At 61.2% G+C, this 15,656-nt stretch carries 13 protein-coding genes and 1 pseudogene; all 14 read left to right on the top strand.

Annotation, left to right across the window (positions count from 1 at the left end):
- The first annotated feature begins 17 nt into the window (after positions 1-17).
- The 14 genes and pseudogenes from tssB (at position 18) to icmH (ending at position 15,649) form a co-directional block, all read left to right on the top strand.
- The gene (tssB, locus tag AC0J41_RS26080) at positions 18-521 is read left to right on the top strand and encodes a type VI secretion system contractile sheath small subunit (RefSeq protein ID WP_003229587.1); all 504 of its coding nucleotides are present in this window, start codon (positions 18-20) and stop codon (positions 519-521) included.
- Positions 522-549: 28 nt separating this feature from the next.
- On the top strand, positions 550-2,025 hold the full coding sequence (gene tssC / locus AC0J41_RS26075; RefSeq protein ID WP_025112673.1) for a type VI secretion system contractile sheath large subunit: 1,476 nt from the start codon (positions 550-552) through the stop codon (positions 2,023-2,025).
- Positions 2,026-2,034: 9 nt separating this feature from the next.
- On the top strand, positions 2,035-2,442 hold the full coding sequence (gene tssE / locus AC0J41_RS26070) for a type VI secretion system baseplate subunit TssE (RefSeq protein ID WP_003229582.1): 408 nt from the start codon (positions 2,035-2,037) through the stop codon (positions 2,440-2,442).
- 11 nt (positions 2,443-2,453) lie between these two features.
- Positions 2,454-2,748: pseudogene (locus AC0J41_RS26065) on the top strand (PAAR domain-containing protein); the annotation flags it as partial.
- A 1,226-nt stretch (positions 2,749-3,974) separates the two neighbouring features.
- Entirely contained in the window at positions 3,975-4,358 is a 384-nt protein-coding gene (locus tag AC0J41_RS26060) for a hypothetical protein (RefSeq protein WP_473013957.1), read from the top strand.
- Between the two features lie 66 nt (positions 4,359-4,424).
- Positions 4,425-6,212, top strand: coding sequence for a type VI secretion system baseplate subunit TssF (gene tssF / locus AC0J41_RS26055; protein ID WP_025112678.1), 1,788 nt, complete (start codon positions 4,425-4,427; stop codon positions 6,210-6,212).
- Positions 6,176-7,183, top strand: a complete 1,008-nt coding sequence (gene tssG / locus AC0J41_RS26050) for a type VI secretion system baseplate subunit TssG (protein ID WP_025112679.1) — start codon at positions 6,176-6,178, stop codon at positions 7,181-7,183. Before tssF ends, tssG begins: the two co-directional genes overlap by 37 nt.
- A gap of 11 nt (positions 7,184-7,194) precedes the next feature.
- Entirely contained in the window at positions 7,195-9,852 is a 2,658-nt protein-coding gene (gene tssH, locus AC0J41_RS26045; protein WP_473013956.1) for a type VI secretion system ATPase TssH, read from the top strand.
- 10 nt (positions 9,853-9,862) lie between these two features.
- Positions 9,863-11,383: a sigma-54 interaction domain-containing protein gene (locus AC0J41_RS26040; protein ID WP_025112681.1), complete on the top strand. Its 1,521-nt coding sequence runs from the start codon at positions 9,863-9,865 to the stop codon at positions 11,381-11,383.
- Positions 11,384-11,575: 192 nt separating this feature from the next.
- Positions 11,576-11,716: a type VI secretion protein gene (locus AC0J41_RS26035; protein ID WP_473013955.1), complete on the top strand. Its 141-nt coding sequence runs from the start codon at positions 11,576-11,578 to the stop codon at positions 11,714-11,716.
- Between the two features lie 18 nt (positions 11,717-11,734).
- Complete coding sequence (gene tagH, locus AC0J41_RS26030; protein ID WP_025112682.1) at positions 11,735-12,928, top strand: type VI secretion system-associated FHA domain protein TagH; 1,194 nt, start codon at positions 11,735-11,737, stop codon at positions 12,926-12,928.
- Positions 12,929-12,933: 5 nt separating this feature from the next.
- Positions 12,934-13,434, top strand: coding sequence for a type VI secretion system lipoprotein TssJ (gene tssJ, locus AC0J41_RS26025; protein ID WP_025112683.1), 501 nt, complete (start codon positions 12,934-12,936; stop codon positions 13,432-13,434).
- Positions 13,435-13,436: 2 nt separating this feature from the next.
- On the top strand, positions 13,437-14,768 hold the full coding sequence (tssK, locus tag AC0J41_RS26020) for a type VI secretion system baseplate subunit TssK (protein WP_025112684.1): 1,332 nt from the start codon (positions 13,437-13,439) through the stop codon (positions 14,766-14,768).
- Positions 14,769-14,773: 5 nt separating this feature from the next.
- Positions 14,774-15,649, top strand: a complete 876-nt coding sequence (gene icmH / locus AC0J41_RS26015) for a type IVB secretion system protein IcmH/DotU (RefSeq protein WP_008078709.1) — start codon at positions 14,774-14,776, stop codon at positions 15,647-15,649.
- The last annotated feature ends 7 nt before the right edge of the window (positions 15,650-15,656 follow it).

The raw sequence follows: 15,656 nt of genomic DNA, 5'->3' as shown, positions 1-15,656 counted from the left end.
CCGCAAGGAGAAAAGCCATGGCCAAAGAAGGCTCGGTAGCCCCCAAGGAACGCATCAACGTCACCTTCAAACCCGCCACCGGCGGTGCTCAGGAAGAGATTGAACTGCCGCTGAAGCTGCTGGCAATCGGTGACTACACCCACCGCAAGGACGATCGCAAAATCGAAGATCGCAAGCCGATCAGCATCGACAAGATGACCTTCGACGAAGTGTTGGCCAAGCAAGAGCTGGGTCTGACGCTGAGCGTGCCGAACCGTCTGCAGGAAGATGGCGAGGCCGACGAGCTGGCTGTGCAACTGCGCGTCAATTCGATGAAGGACTTCAACCCGGCCAGCCTGGTCGAGCAAGTGCCTGAGCTGAAAAAACTGATGGAACTGCGCGATGCGCTGGTGGCCCTCAAAGGCCCTCTGGGTAACGCACCTGCGTTCCGTAAAGCGATCGAAGGCGTGCTCGCCGACGACGAATCCCGCGGTCGCGTACTCGGTGAGCTGGGCCTGAACGCCGCAGCCCCGGACGCCTGAGACTCCAGTAGCCAAGGAAGCCAACACAATGAGCACTAGCGCAGCACAAGAGAAGAGCGCCGAGAACGGCGAGTACAGCATTCTCGACAGCATCATCGCCGAAACCCGTCTGACTCCGGACGACGAAGCCTACGACATCGCCAAGCGTGGCGTGTCGGCATTCATCGAAGAACTGCTCAAGCCGCAGAACAACGGTGAGCCGGTCAAGAAGGCCATGGTTGACCGCATGATCGCCGAGATCGATGCCAAGCTCAGCCGTCAGATGGACGAAATCCTGCACCACCCGGACTTCCAGGCTCTGGAATCGTCGTGGCGTGGCCTGCAGTTGCTGGTCGATCGCACCAACTTCCGCGAAAACATCAAGATCGAAATCCTCAACGTCTCCAAAGAAGACCTGCTGGACGATTTCGAAGATTCGCCGGAAGTCATGCAGTCGGGCCTGTACAAGCACATCTACACCGCTGAATACGGCCAGTTCGGTGGTCAGCCGGTTGGCGCGATCATCGCCAACTACTACATGTCGCCAAGCTCGCCAGACGTGAAGCTGATGCAGTACGTGGCCAGCGTATCGTGCATGTCCCACGCGCCGTTCATCGCCGCGGCCGGCCCGAAATTCTTCGGTCTGGAAAGCTTCACCGGCCTGCCGGATCTGAAAGATCTGAAAGACCACTTCGAAGGCCCGCAATTCGCCAAATGGCAGAGCTTCCGTACCTCGGAAGACTCCCGTTACGTTGGCCTGACCGTGCCGCGTTTCCTGCTGCGTAACCCGTACGATCCGGAAGAAAACCCGGTCAAGTCGTTCGTGTACAAGGAAACCGTTGCCAACAGCCACGAGCACTACCTGTGGGGCAACACCGCATACGCGTTCGGCACCAAGCTGACCGACAGCTTCGCCAAATTCCGCTGGTGCCCGAACATCATCGGCCCACAGAGCGGCGGCGCGGTTGAAGACCTGCCTCTGCACCACTTCGAAAGCATGGGCGAAATCGAGACCAAGATTCCTACGGAAGTTCTGGTTTCCGACCGTCGTGAATACGAACTGGCCGAGGAAGGCTTCATCTCCCTGACCATGCGTAAAGGCTCCGACAACGCGGCGTTCTTCTCCGCAAGCTCGGTGCAGAAGCCGAAGTTCTTCGGCATCAGCGCAGAAGGCAAGGCTGCAGAGCTGAACTACAAGCTCGGCACCCAACTGCCGTACATGATGATCGTCAACCGCCTGGCTCACTACCTGAAAGTGCTGCAGCGCGAGCAACTCGGTTCGTGGAAAGAGCGTACCGACCTCGAGCTGGAACTGAACAAGTGGATCCGCCAGTACGTGGCCGACCAGGAAAACCCGAGCGCCGAAGTGCGTGGCCGTCGTCCGCTGCGCGCTGCGCAAGTGATCGTCAGCGACGTTGAAGGCGAGCCGGGCTGGTACCGCGTCAGCTTGAACGTGCGTCCGCACTTCAAGTACATGGGTGCCGATTTCACCCTGTCGCTGGTTGGCAAGCTGGACAAAGAGTAAGAGCGACTCATGGACGGATACGGCAGCCTTTTCGAACGCCTCAACGGCGATGCGGAACTACGCAAGGGCAGGAGCCTCGAGGCTTCTGCCATGGCGTCGGTGGCTGCCCATCTGGCCAAAATGCTCAGCACCCGGGCGGGCAGCGTGCAAACGCTGTCCGACTACGGGTTGCCCGATCTCAATGACATGCGCCTGAGCCTGCACGACTCCCTGAGTCAGGCCCGCCTGGCCATCGAAAGCTTCATCGAAGCCTACGAGCCGCGCCTGAGCAACGTGCGTGTCATTTCCCTGCCGCGTGACCACGACCAGCTCCGTCTGGCCTTCAGCATCGAAGGCCTGCTGGAAGTCGAGGGTTTCAAGCGTCAGGTCAGTTTTTCCGCGCGCCTGGATGGCAGCGGTCAAGTGAAGGTCACCTAAGGAGAATCCCGATGTCTGGCAAACCCGCAGCACGAGTATCCGACCCCACCGCTTGCCCACTTCCTGGCCACGGTACCAACCCGATCGCCGCCGGTTCCGGTGACGTGTTCTTCGACGGCCTCGCGGCCGCCCGCCAAGGCGATGCCTCGGCGTGTGGTGGTGCGTTGGTCGGTGATCTGGCGACCACGGTTTTGATCAATGGCAAACCCGCCGCGACCGTGGGTTCGGTGGGGGCGCATGGGAACAAGGTAACGGCGGGTTCCGGGACGGTGATTATCGGGAATTCGCATTCGCCGGCGGCGTTTTCGGGCATTGCTGCGAGTGTCGTGAGCGCAATGGTGGCCGCCGTGATCCCAGCTGCCTCGGCCGATGAAAAGAAGCTGGATTATCGCGTGGGACTGAAGTCTGGCGGCAACTCGATTCTGACGCCGCTGGAGATTCCGGATTTTGCTGAACTGAAATCCGGCTCTTCGAAAAACCGCGAGATGATCGACTTCCTCGTCGAGAACCGCAAAGCCGCCGCCGACAGCGTAAAGCTGGAAGTGCTGGACGGTGAAAAACTGATCTACACCGAAGCCAATACCGCAGTGTTCCTGCCATCTGGCGAGCACCCGTGGCAATGGGACGGCTACGACACCGCCGGCATCCTCGATACCCGAGTGCTGAAAAGCCCGGGCCTGAAAGTACGCCTGACCGCGATTCAAGCGGGAGAGCAACAAATCACCGAAGTGAAGCTTGATTGCTCTGCCGAAGAAGTGGATTGGGTGGATGTGCGGGTTGATCGCAATGCCAAGACGGTGGAAGTGACGTTGCGTCCGAAGTTTTCTGACGGCGGTTCTACCGGTTCTGCGAAAGGCGCCCCGCGCACGCCTTATGCGACTCTGGAAGGATTTGCCAAAGAGGGGATCGAGCGTTACTGGTCGCGTGATGGTAGTCGTGGGAATGGAATTTCCAGCGCAATCACCACCAGCAAAGGTGTCTACAAAGTCACTGTGAAGGTCAACGTCAATGCTGAGCCTTCTGCCGGTAAATTTCCTCTCGTCGACAACTTATCTGAGGGTGGTGGCCGTTCCACCAGTCTCGCGTTTTTTCGCAAGATTCATCACAACATGGGTTACTACATCACCGGCGCATCAAACGGTTTAACCAATGTTTCCTACGCGACGAAATTGGCGGGTGAAGATTTCAAATGCACCGCCGCTCATGAGTTCGGGCATTTCATCCTGAATAAGTATGGCGGTGGCCTCATCCCGATGTACTCCTGGACTCACAAGGACTCTTCGACGCTGACACAAAACGTCAAGCCTGATCACCCCGAGCCAACCACTGGTGAAATCGATGTGATGAATTACTACAGCGGTGATCGCTCAAGTGACTTTTTCAGTCGAGTTGCTGCAGCTGAGCAAGACGTCAAAAGCTTGCTATGGCTGGCCAGAGTTGAATTCGATGATTAGGTTTTTGGGTTTCTGCCTGCCGGTCGCTCTCACCGGCTGTGAGTCGATTTGCCCATGAATTCGATCAGGATTAGTTCGATGATCAAGTACATCGGATTTGCGGTACTGGTATTTCCCCTGACGGGTTGTACCTCTCAGCAGCTTTATCGCAAGGAAATCTACTTGCAGAACGTCTGCGCGGTGCCCCTGACATTGAAGGCATCGCACTTTTCAAACTGGGGCCCGGCGGTTGGAGACTATGTCGCGCCGGTCGGTGCTCGACAGATTATCGGCAGCTACCTCTCGTACGAGAAGGATTCGCTGGTGCGCATTGGCGATGACTACGAATTGCTGATCAGTACTGCAAATGGTTCGAAGGTCATTCATGCGCCGACGCTTAGAGCTGCAATTGCAGACGTCGATTCTTTAAAGCAGGGCGACGTTAGCTCCTGGACGATTGCTGACCGCTCTTTTTGCCCATGACGTACGTATCGACGAATGCCTACAGCATTGTTTTTTTTGCAAAACACGACAAACAGGTAACCCCCCGTGTCCTTTAACCACTACTACCAAAGCGAACTCACCGCACTGCGCCAACTCGGTCGCCGTTTCGCCGAGCGTAGTCCGGCGTTGGCGCCGTTCCTGGGCCAGGCCGGGCGGGATCCGGATGTGGAGCGGTTGCTGGAAGGTTTTGCGTTCCTCACCGGACGCCTGCGCCAGAAGCTCGATGACGAGTTGCCCGAGCTCAGCCATTCGCTGATGCAACTGCTGTGGCCGAACTACATGCGCCCGCTGCCGGCGTTCAGTATTTTGCAGTTCGATCCGCTGAAGCGTTCGGGGCCGGCGCTGTTGGTGGAGCGCGATACGCCGATTGAAAGCAAGCCGATCGAAGACGTGCGCTGCCGTTTCCGCACCTGCTACCCGACCGAGGTGCTGCCGCTGGATCTGGCTGCGCTGAACTACTCGGTGAAGGGCGACGGTTCGCTGCTCAGCCTGCGTCTGGAAATGAGTGCCGACGGCCACCTCGGTGAGCTGGAGCTGAGCAAACTGCGCCTGCACTTTGCCGGTGAGCGCTACATCAGCCAGATGCTCTACCTGAGCCTGCTGCGCAACCTTGAAGGCATCGAGCTGATCCCGCTCGACGGCGCCGGCAAGCCAATCGATGGCGTGGCCGGCAAGCCGATGGCGTTCAAGATTCCCGGTGACCGGGTCAAGCCGGTGGGTTTTGCCGAAGAAGAAGCGTTGATCCCGTATCCGCTGAACACCTTCCGTGGCTATCGCTACCTGCAGGAATACTTCGCCTTCCAGGACAAGTTCCTGTTCGTCGACGTCAACGGCCTGGACATCCTCAAGGCGCTGCCCGAAGACACGCTCAAGCAGATGCGCGGCCTGGAACTGCGCTTCGATATCCGCAAGAGCGGCATCATGCGCATGCGTCCTACGCTGGATAACGTGAAGCTGTTCTGCACGCCGATTGCCAACCTGTTCGCGCACGACGCACTGCCGATCCGCCTCGACGGCAAGCAGGATGAATACCTGTTGCTGCCGGCGGAATTCGATCTGGAAAACTGCGGCGTGTTCTCGGTCGAAACCGTGACCGGCTGGAAGCCCGGTGGCCTCGGTTATCAGGAATACGTGCCGTTCGAATCGTTCGAGCACGACCCGAGTTTCGACGTGCCCAACAGCCGCCCGCACTACAGCATCCGCCAGCGTTCGTCGCTGCTGCACGACGGCCTCGACACCTACCTGAGCTTCGGTATCCGCCACACCGAAGCCCATGAAACCCTGTCGATCGAGCTGATCTGCACCAACCAGAACCTGCCGCGCAAGCTCAAGCTCGGCGACATCTGCATGGCCTGCGAAGAGACGCCGGAGTTCCTCAGTTTCCGCAACATCACCCCTGCCACGTCGAGTTTCGCGCCTCCGCTGAACCGTGACTTCCTGTGGAAGCTGATCAGCAACATGTCGCTCAACTATCTGTCGCTGGCCGACGTCAACGCGTTGAAGGTGATTCTCGAAACCTACGACCTGCCGCGCTACTACGACCAGCACGCGGAGAAGGTCAGCAAACGCCTGCTCGGCGGCCTCAAGCACATCAAGCACCAGCACGTCGACCGGCTGCACCGGGGCTTGCCGGTGCGGGGTCTGCGCACCGAACTGACCATCGACCCGGAAGGGTATATCGGCGAAGGCGACCTGTTCGTTTTCGCCTCGGTTCTTAACGAGTTTTTCGCGCTTTACGCCAGTCTCAATTCGTACCACGAGCTGCGGGTAAAAAGCACACAGGGAGAGGTGTACCAATGGACACCACGTATGGGCCTGCAGCCCCTGCTTTAAGCGGGCTGACGAAGGTAATACGCGAGTACTCGCTGTTTCAGGCCGTGCTGCTGGTGATCGACCGGCTGCGCGAGGCACACCCGTACCTGAGCGAAGACGATCTGTACGACCAGGTGGAGTTCCAGGCCAACCCGAGCCTGGGCTTCCCGCGCAGCGACGTCGACCGTGTGGAGTTTTTCGAAGAGCACGGGCAGATGCGCGCGCGCATGCGTTTCAACCTGATCGGGCTGGTCGGTTCCGGCTCGCCACTGCCGGCGTTCTACGGCGAGCAGGCGCTGGGCGACAGCGAAGACGGCAACCCGACGCGCAACTTCCTCGACCTGTTCCATCATCGCCTGCAACGGCTGATGCTGCCGATCTGGCGCAAGTACCGTTACCGCGCCAGCTTCCAGAGTGGTGCGCTCGATCCGTTCTCGGCGCAGCTGTTCGCGCTGATCGGCCTGGGCGGCGAAGAGATCCGCAAGGCCAAGGAGCTGAACTGGAAACGCTTGCTGCCGTACCTCGGTCTGCTCAGTTTGCGGGCGCACTCGGCGGCGCTGATCGAGGCCGTGCTGCGTTACTACTTCAAGCACGAAGACCTGGTCATCGAGCAGTGTATCGAGCGTCGCGTAGAGATCCTCGACGAGCAGCGCAACCGCCTCGGTCGCGCCAACAGCCTGCTCGGTGAAGACCTGGTGCTGGGCGAGCAGGTGCGCGACCGCAGCGGCAAATTCCGCATTCACATCACCGAACTCGACTGGGAGCGATTCCACGAATTCCTGCCGATCGGGTTCGGTTACCAGCCGCTCTGTGCGCTGGTGCGGTTCACCCTGCGTGACCCGCTTGATTACGACATTCGCCTGGTGCTGCGCCCGGAAGAAATCCGCGAATTGCGCATTGGTGAAAAGAACGACTGTCGCCTGGGGTGGACCAGTTGGCTGGGCTGCGAGAAAGCAGACGGCGTGGTGACTCTGGGCAGCAAAATTCATTAAGGACGTGAGCCATGATCAACGTAGACCTGCAACAACTCATCCAGGCGCTGGACGCCGAAACCCGCCGTGACCTGGAGCGTTCGGCCGAACGTTGCGTGGCCCGTGGCGGCAGCAAGATCCTCGTCGAAGACCTGCTGCTGGGTCTGCTGGAACGTCCGAACGGCTTGCTGTCACGTGCGCTGCAGGATGCAGACGTCGACGCCGGCGAACTGAGCGCCGCGCTGCAATCTCGCGTTGAACACAGTGCCTCGCGCAACCCGGTGTTTGCCCCGGAACTGGTGCAATGGCTGCAAGACGCGCTGCTGGTGGCCAACCTCGAACTGGGCCAGACCCAGGTCGAAGATGCCGCACTGATCCTCGCGCTGCTGCGCAACCCGATGCGCTATGCCGGCAGCCGTTATCAGCCGCTGCTCGCCAAGTTGAACATCGATCGCCTGAAAGAATTCGCCCTGTCGCAACAGGAGCAACCGGCCGCCAACGGCAAGCCGGCCGCTCAGGGCGAATCGCTGCTGCAGCGCTTCACCCACAACCTGACGCAACAGGCCCGCGACGGCAAACTCGACCCGGTGCTGTGCCGCGATGGTGCGATCCGTCAAATGGTCGACATCCTCGCCCGTCGGCGCAAAAACAACCCGATCGTGGTTGGTGAAGCCGGTGTCGGCAAGACCGCCATCGTCGAAGGCCTGGCCTCGCGCATCGCAGCCGGTGAAGTGCCGCAGGTGCTCAAGGGCGTGGAGCTGTTGTCGCTGGACATGGGCCTGCTGCAGGCGGGTGCCAGCGTAAAAGGTGAGTTCGAACGTCGTCTCAAAGGCGTGATCGACGAAGTCAAAGCCTCGCCAAAACCAATCATCCTGTTCATCGACGAAGCCCACACCCTGATCGGCGCTGGTGGCAACGCCGGTGGTTCCGACGCGGCCAACCTGCTGAAACCTGCGCTGGCGCGTGGCGAACTGCGCACCATCGCCGCCACCACCTGGGCCGAGTACAAGAAATACTTCGAGAAAGACCCGGCACTGGCCCGGCGTTTCCAGCCGGTGCAACTGCACGAACCGACCGTCAGCGAAGCGGTGACCATTTTGCGTGGTCTGGCGCAGGTCTACGAGAAGAGCCATGGCATCTACCTGCGTGATGACGCGGTGGTGTCCGCCGCTGAGCTGTCCGCGCGTTATCTGGCCGGTCGCCAACTGCCGGACAAAGCCGTCGACGTCCTCGATACCGCGTGTGCCCGCGTGCGCATCAGCCTCGCCGCCGCCCCGGAAAGCCTTGAGCGCCTGCGCGGCGAACTGGCCGAAGGTGGTCGTCAGCGTCAGGCCCTGCGTCGCGATGCCGAGGCCGGTCTGCTGATTGACCACGAAGCCCTGGATGCACTGGAAACGCGTCTGGACGAAGCCGAAAGCGAAATGGTCGCCCTGGAAAGCCTGTGGACTGAACAGAAACAACTGGCCGAGCGCCTGTTGGAACTGCGTCAGCAACTGGCCAAGGCCCGCGAAACTGCCGCCGTCGAGCCGACCGTCAGTGTGGAAGAAGACGCCGAAGGCACCGTGATCGAAACCCTCGTTGCCGAGATCGAGGAAGGCCAGAGCGTCGAAGCGCTGGAAGCCCAGCTCAACGAAACCCACAGCGCCTTGACCGCCGCGCAGGTCAAGGAGCGTCTGGTCAGCTTCGAAGTCTGCCCGCGTCTGGTGGCTGAAGTGATCAGCGCCTGGACCGGCGTGCCGCTGGCGCAACTGGCTCGCGAGCACAACGCCAAGGTCGCGAGTTTCGCCACCGACCTGCGCACGCGCATCCGTGGTCAGGAACAAGCCGTGCACGCACTCGATCGTTCGATGCGCGCCACAGCGGCTGGCCTGAACAAGCCAGATGCACCGGTCGGCGTGTTCCTGCTGGTCGGTCCAAGCGGCGTCGGCAAAACCGAAACCGCGCTGGCCCTCGCTGACCTGTTGTATGGCGGCGATCGTTTCATCACCACCATCAATATGTCCGAGTTCCAGGAGAAGCACACCGTATCGCGCCTGATCGGTGCGCCACCGGGCTACGTCGGTTACGGCGAGGGCGGCATGCTCACCGAAGCGGTGCGCCAGAAGCCGTACTCGGTGGTGCTGCTCGATGAGGTCGAGAAGGCCGATCCGGACGTGCTCAACCTGTTCTACCAAATCTTCGACAAAGGCGTGGCCAACGACGGTGAAGGTCGCGAAATCGACTTCCGCAATACGTTGATCCTGATGACCTCGAACCTCGGCAGCGACAAGATCAGCGACCTCTGCGAAGACGGTGCACGCCCGACTGCCGAGCTGCTCGAAGAAACCATTCGCCCGGTCCTGAGCAAACACTTCAAACCGGCGCTGCTGGCGCGGATGAAAGTGGTGCCGTACTACCCGGTGGGCGGCCCAGTGTTGCGCGAGCTGATCGAGATCAAACTCGGCCGTCTGGGCGAGCGCTTGAACCGTCGTCAGCTGGATTTCAGCTGGTGCCAGAACCTTGTCGATCACCTGTCCGAGCGTTGCACCCAAAGCGAAAGCGGCGCGCGCCTGATCGATCATCTGCTGGATCAGCACGTACTGCCGCTGGTGGCCGACCGCTTGCTTGATGCGATGGCCACCGGTGAAAGCCTCAAGCGGGTACATGCCACGCTCGACGGCAACGCCAGCGTGACGTGCGAGTTCGCCTGAGGTGGGTGTGATGTTCACTCAAGTGCCGCAGCCACTGGTCTATGCCGAAGCCTTGCTGGCGCAGTTCGCCAGCCTGTCGCGCGCGGCGGACGGGGCTGCGCTGCTGGGTGACTTCGTGCGCGGCCTGGCCGAGCTGAGCGGTTGCGAGCTGACGCAGTTGTACCTGCTCGACGCCACCCACACTTGCCTGGGGATGAACGCCGAGTGCCTCGACGGCGCGCTGCAACCGCGCGCCGCGACCAGCCTGCCGGCGGATTACAACGGCGAGCAATTGCTGCAGTTTGCCCTGTGCCAGAACCGCGTGGTGTGCCTGGATGATCTGGGTGCCAGCCTGCACGAAACCAGCTTCCTGCCGGCCACCGCCGGCACCTGGCAATCGCTGCTGTGCGTGCCGTTGGTCAATCAGCAGAAGGCAGTGGAGGGCCTGTTGTTGTGTGCCAGTCGCCGCCACGTCGACCTGCAGGGTTTCGCCGATTCCCTCGGCCAGCTCGGCTCGTTCGTACTCGGTCAGTTGCACTTGCTGCAACGCCTGCGCCAGCCCGTCGGGGTGGAGGCGCCGGTGAGCCGCAGCGTGCCGAGTCTCAACGGTTATGGCCTGATCGGCAAAAGCGCGGCGATGCGCCAGACCCACTCGCTGATCAGCAAAGTCCTGCACAGCCCGTACACCGTGTTGCTGCGGGGCGAGACCGGTACCGGCAAGGAAGTGGTCGCCCGGGCGATTCACGATTGTGGCCCGCGTCGCTCCCAGGCATTCATCGTGCAAAACTGCGCGGCGTTCCCGGAAAACCTGCTGGAAAGCGAGTTGTTCGGCTACCGCAAAGGCGCCTTTACCGGCGCTGACCGCGATCGCGCCGGGCTGTTCGATGCGGCCAATGGCGGCACGCTGTTGCTGGATGAAATCGGCGACATGCCGCTGTCGCTGCAGGCGAAGATTCTGCGTGTGTTGCAGGAAGGCGAGATCCGTCCGCTGGGCTCCAACGACACCCACAAGATCGACGTGCGCATCATCGCCGCGACGCACCGCGACCTGGCAGTGCTGGTCAGCGAAGGCAAGTTCCGCGAGGACTTGTACTACCGCCTGGCGCAATTCCCGATCGAGTTGCCGGCCTTGCGTCAGCGCGAAGGCGACATCCTCGATCTGGCCCGGCACTTTGCCGAAAAGGCCTGTGCGTACTTGCAACGTGATCCGGTGCGCTGGTCCGACGCGGCGCTGGAACACCTGTCCGGTTACACCTTCCCCGGCAACGTGCGGGAACTCAAGGCGCTGGTCGAACGCGCGGTGCTGTTGTGCGAGGGCGGCGAATTGCTCGCCGAGCATTTCTCCCTGCGCATGGAGCCGATGCCCGAAGACCACAGCGGCCTGAATCTGCGCGAACGCCTGGAAAAGGTCGAACGCACGCTGTTGCTCGATTGCCTGCGCAAGAACGACGGCAACCAGACCCTCGCCGCCCGCGAACTGGGCTTGCCGCGCCGCACGCTGCTGTACCGCCTCGGGCGCCTGAATATCAACCTGGGTGATTTCGATGGTTGATCTAGGGCTGTTTTCTGGAACAGGCGCCGCCTTTGTGGTCAGCCAAGTCCCCTCGCCGCAGGGAGTTCGTGTGCCTCGGTGGTCAGGCTCAAGGCCGCGATGTAGAGCCTTCGCGATCACCTCAAAAACTTATTTCAGCGCCGCCCGCAAGGGTCGGCGCTTTGTGCTTTGTCTACCCCTGGAGACCCTCTGATGTCTGTTCGTTACTGGCACGCTGTCCTGCTGACCCTCGTCGTTCTATGCGGCCTTGGCGGCTGTAGCGGCAATTACAAATTCAACGACAACGACTATCGCCCGTTGGGTGATCCGCAAGCGGTCAATCGCGGCAAGTGACCGCAAGGAGCATCAAACATGGAATTGGTTTTCGAAATGCTGAACACCAAGCAGTTCGTGCCCACCGAGTTGTGCCAGAAGACCTTCAAACAGGCCGGCGGCGTGATCGGGCGGGGCGAGGACTGCGACTGGATCATTCCTGACCGCAAGCGTCATCTGTCCAATCACCACGCGATTGTCAGCTACCGCGAAGGCACGTTTTTTCTCACCGACACCAGCAGCAATGGGGTTCAGGACGGCGACAGCGGTGCACGCTTGCACAAGGGCGAACCGGTGCGCATCGAACACGGCAGCACCTACGTGCTCGGCGACTTCGAAATTCGCGCGCGACTGGTGCGTGACCCGGCGACCTTCGACGGTGAAGTCGGCCGTCCGCGTGCCGCCGGCAGCATCATTCCGGACGACGCGTTTCTCGATCTTGATCCGTTGAATGCGATCGAACAGCAAGAGCGCGTCTATTCGGAAATCGACGAACTGTTGGCCCCGACCGCCAAGCCCGAGGATTCCCGTCAGCGTGCCGACTATGCGCGCATCGACATGGAAAGCCTGATGGTGCCGGAGCTGATCGCACCGGTTGAACCCGAGCCTGCTCCGGCCCCGAAAGCCGTCGAGCGTCAGAGCGAAGGGTTCTGGGAGCATTTCGGTGCGGCGCTGGGCGTCGATGTCAAAAGCCTCAGTCATGACGAGCGCGAAGCACTGGCACTGAACGCTGCGCGTCTGCTGCGGCAGAGCATCGGTGGCTTGCAGCAGAGCCTGCGCACCCGTTCGGAGCTGAAAAACGAGCTGCGTCTGGCCCAGACCACCGTGCAAGGCACCAACAAGAACCCGCTGAAATTCGCCGTCGATCCGAGCGAAGCACTGCAGATTCTGTTGCAGCCGCACAAGCCCGGGCACCTGCCCGCCGAGCAGGCGATCTCTCGGGCGTTCCGCGATCTGCAGGCGCATCAGGTGGCCTTGCTTACCGCGAGCCGCGCCGCCGTACGCGGCACCCTGGAGCATTTCTCGCCGGAACAGCTGACCCTGCGTTTCGAGCGTGACAACAAGCCGTTGATCGCCACGTCGGGCGGCCGCTGGAGAGCGTTCGGCCGTTACCACCAGGCACTGCGTCAGGACGATGACTGGAGCGAGCGTCTGCTGGCCCGCGATTTCGCCCAGGCCTACGAAGAACAGATCCGCCTGATCTCCACCCTCCACACCGACCACCAAGGATGATGCGCATGTCTCGCCGCTCGACCGCTTTTTTCAAGACGCTGACTGCGCTCACCGTGCTGGTGCTGCTCGCCGGCTGCTCGTCGCTGTCGCCATACTCGAAAGTGACCAAGATCAACCTGAAACTGACTGGCAGCGATCAGCTCAACCCGGACCTCAACGGCCGTCCTTCGCCGATCGTGGTGCGCCTGTTCGAACTCAAGCACCCGGTGACCTTCGAGAACGCTGATTTCTTCAGCCTCTACGAGCGCGCCAAGGAATCCCTCAACCCGGACCTGGTGGCCAGCGAAGAACTCGAACTGCGCCCGGGTGAAACCGTGGAAATGAAACTCAGCGTGGAGGAGGGCAGCCGCTACGTCGGCGTTCTCGCCGCGTATCGCGATCTGCCGGAAACCAAGTGGCGCTACACCGTGCAGGTCACTCCGCTGGAGCTGACCGACGCCGATCTGACCCTGGATCAGGCCGGTATCCGCAACACCCATGAAGCGCTCGCCAAGGCGGATGACTGAACATGAATACCCATAAAGTCATTTGGCAGGAAGGCATGTTGCTGCGCCCGCAGCACTTCCAGCACAACGATCGCTATTACGATCACCAGATGAAAACCCGCACCCAGTTGCTGGGTGGCTACACCTGGGGTTTCCTCAATCTGGAGATCGACCTGCAGTTCCTCAACATGGGCAAGCTGGTGATCAGTGCCGCGTCGGGGATCCTGCCGGACGGCAGCCTGTTCGAACTCGGCGGCAACACCGAACCGCTGGCGCTGGACGTGCCGCCGAACACCGGCAACACGCCGATTTACCTGGCGCTGCCGTTGGTTACTGGTAACCACATCGAAGCGCGCCGTCCGGAGCAGTCCGACGTGCTGGCGCGTTACACCGCGTATGACGCCGAAGTGGCCGACTCCAACGCCGGCGACGACTCCGCGAGCCAGGTCAGCTGCGGCCGCCCGGACTTCAAACTGTTGCTCGGCGAGCAGCAGAGCGATCAGGCCTACGTGAAGCTGAAGATCTGCGACGTGCTCGACACCACGCCGGACGGTGTGATCAGCCTCGATCCGGATTTCGTGCCGACCTACATTCAGGCCCACGCTTCCAGCTACCTGCTGTCGTGCCTCAAAGAAGTCATCAGCATGCTCAACCACCGGGGCGACACGATTGCCGAGCGGATTCGCTCCAACGGCAAGGTCGGCGGCGCGGAGGTTGGCGACTTCATGATGCTGCAACTGATCAACCGTACCGAACTGCTGCTGCGCCATTACCTGGGCCTGGAGCAAGTGCACCCGGAAGAGTTGTACCGCACGCTGCTGACCATGCTCGGCGATCTGGCGACTTTCTCCAGCGACAGCAAGCGCCCGCGCCTGGACAGCCGCTACTCCCACGCCGATCAGGGCGCGAGCTTCCGCAAACTGATGGAAGCGATTCGTCAGGTGCTGTCGATGGTGCTGGAGCAACACGCCATCGAGCTGATCCTGCAAGCGCGTCAGTACGGCATCATCGTGTCGCCGTTGCACGACCACAAACTGCTGGGCTCGGCTTCGTTCGTGCTGGCAGCGAGTGCCAACTGCGACTCCGAAGAACTGCGCCAACGCTTGCCGGCGCACCTCAAGGTCGGCCCGGTGGAGCGCATTCGCCAACTGGTCAACCTGCACCTGCCGGGGATCAAGGTCAAACCCTTGCCCGTGGCCCCGCGGCAGATCGCGTTCCACTCGAACAAAACCTACTTCATCCTCGAACTCAGTTCCGAAGACCTGGCGCAACTCGAGCGCTCCGGCGGCTTCGCGTTCCACGTGTCCGGCGAATTCGCCGAGCTTGAACTGAAATTCTGGGCCATCAGGAACTGACCGACATGATCAAGGACATGGAACACAACCAGGACGACAAAACCGTCCTGCTCGACCGTCAGGGCCACGGCCCGGCGTCGAGTCCGCTGACCGACTTCGCTGCGCCACCGCGCTTCGAGCAACTGGAAGAACGGATGATCTACGCTGCGCGCCTGCGCCCGGCGGAGGCGTTCAACATCAGCCTCAATTCGCTGGTGGCGGCCTCGTCCGAACTGCTTTCGGAAGTGGTGCGTCTCAAGCACAGCGAAACCCGCGAAGACCTTTACGCGCTCAACGAGCGCCTGACCGCCGGGCTCAAGCTGTTTGAAGTGCGCGCCCTGCATAACGGCGCCGAAAGCAGCCAGGTGATGGCCGCTCGTTACGTGCTCTGCACCGTGGTCGACGAAGCCGTCGTGACCACGCCGTGGGGCAACGAAAGCGAGTGGTCGCAGATGAGCCTGCTTAGCAGCTTCCACAACGAGACCTTCGGTGGCGAGAAGTTCTTCCAGTTGCTCGATCGCCTGTCGAAGAACCCGGTCAAACACCTGCCGATGCTCGAGTTGATGTACCTGTGCCTGTCCCTCGGTTTCGAGGGCAAGTACCGCGTGCAGGCGCGTGGCATGCTCGAACTCGAAGGCATCCGCGACGCCCTGTACCGGCAGATCCGTCAGTTGCGTGGCGACGTGCCGCGCGAGTTGTCGCCGCACTGGGAAGGCCTCAACGATCAGCGCCGCAACCTGGTGCGCATCGTGCCGGCGTGGATGGTGGTGCTGTTCACTTTCGTCTGCCTGGTGGTGATGTATTCGGGCTTCGCCTGGGTCCTGGGCGAGCAGCGCGACACCGTTCTGCAACCATATCAGCCGCTTGATCCGGCCGCGGTTCAACCGCAGTCGCAGCCGTAACAGGGAC

This window comes from Pseudomonas sp. Arb-4-2C (genome assembly GCF_055755015.1).
This window is presented reverse-complemented; position numbering and strand designations above follow the sequence as displayed.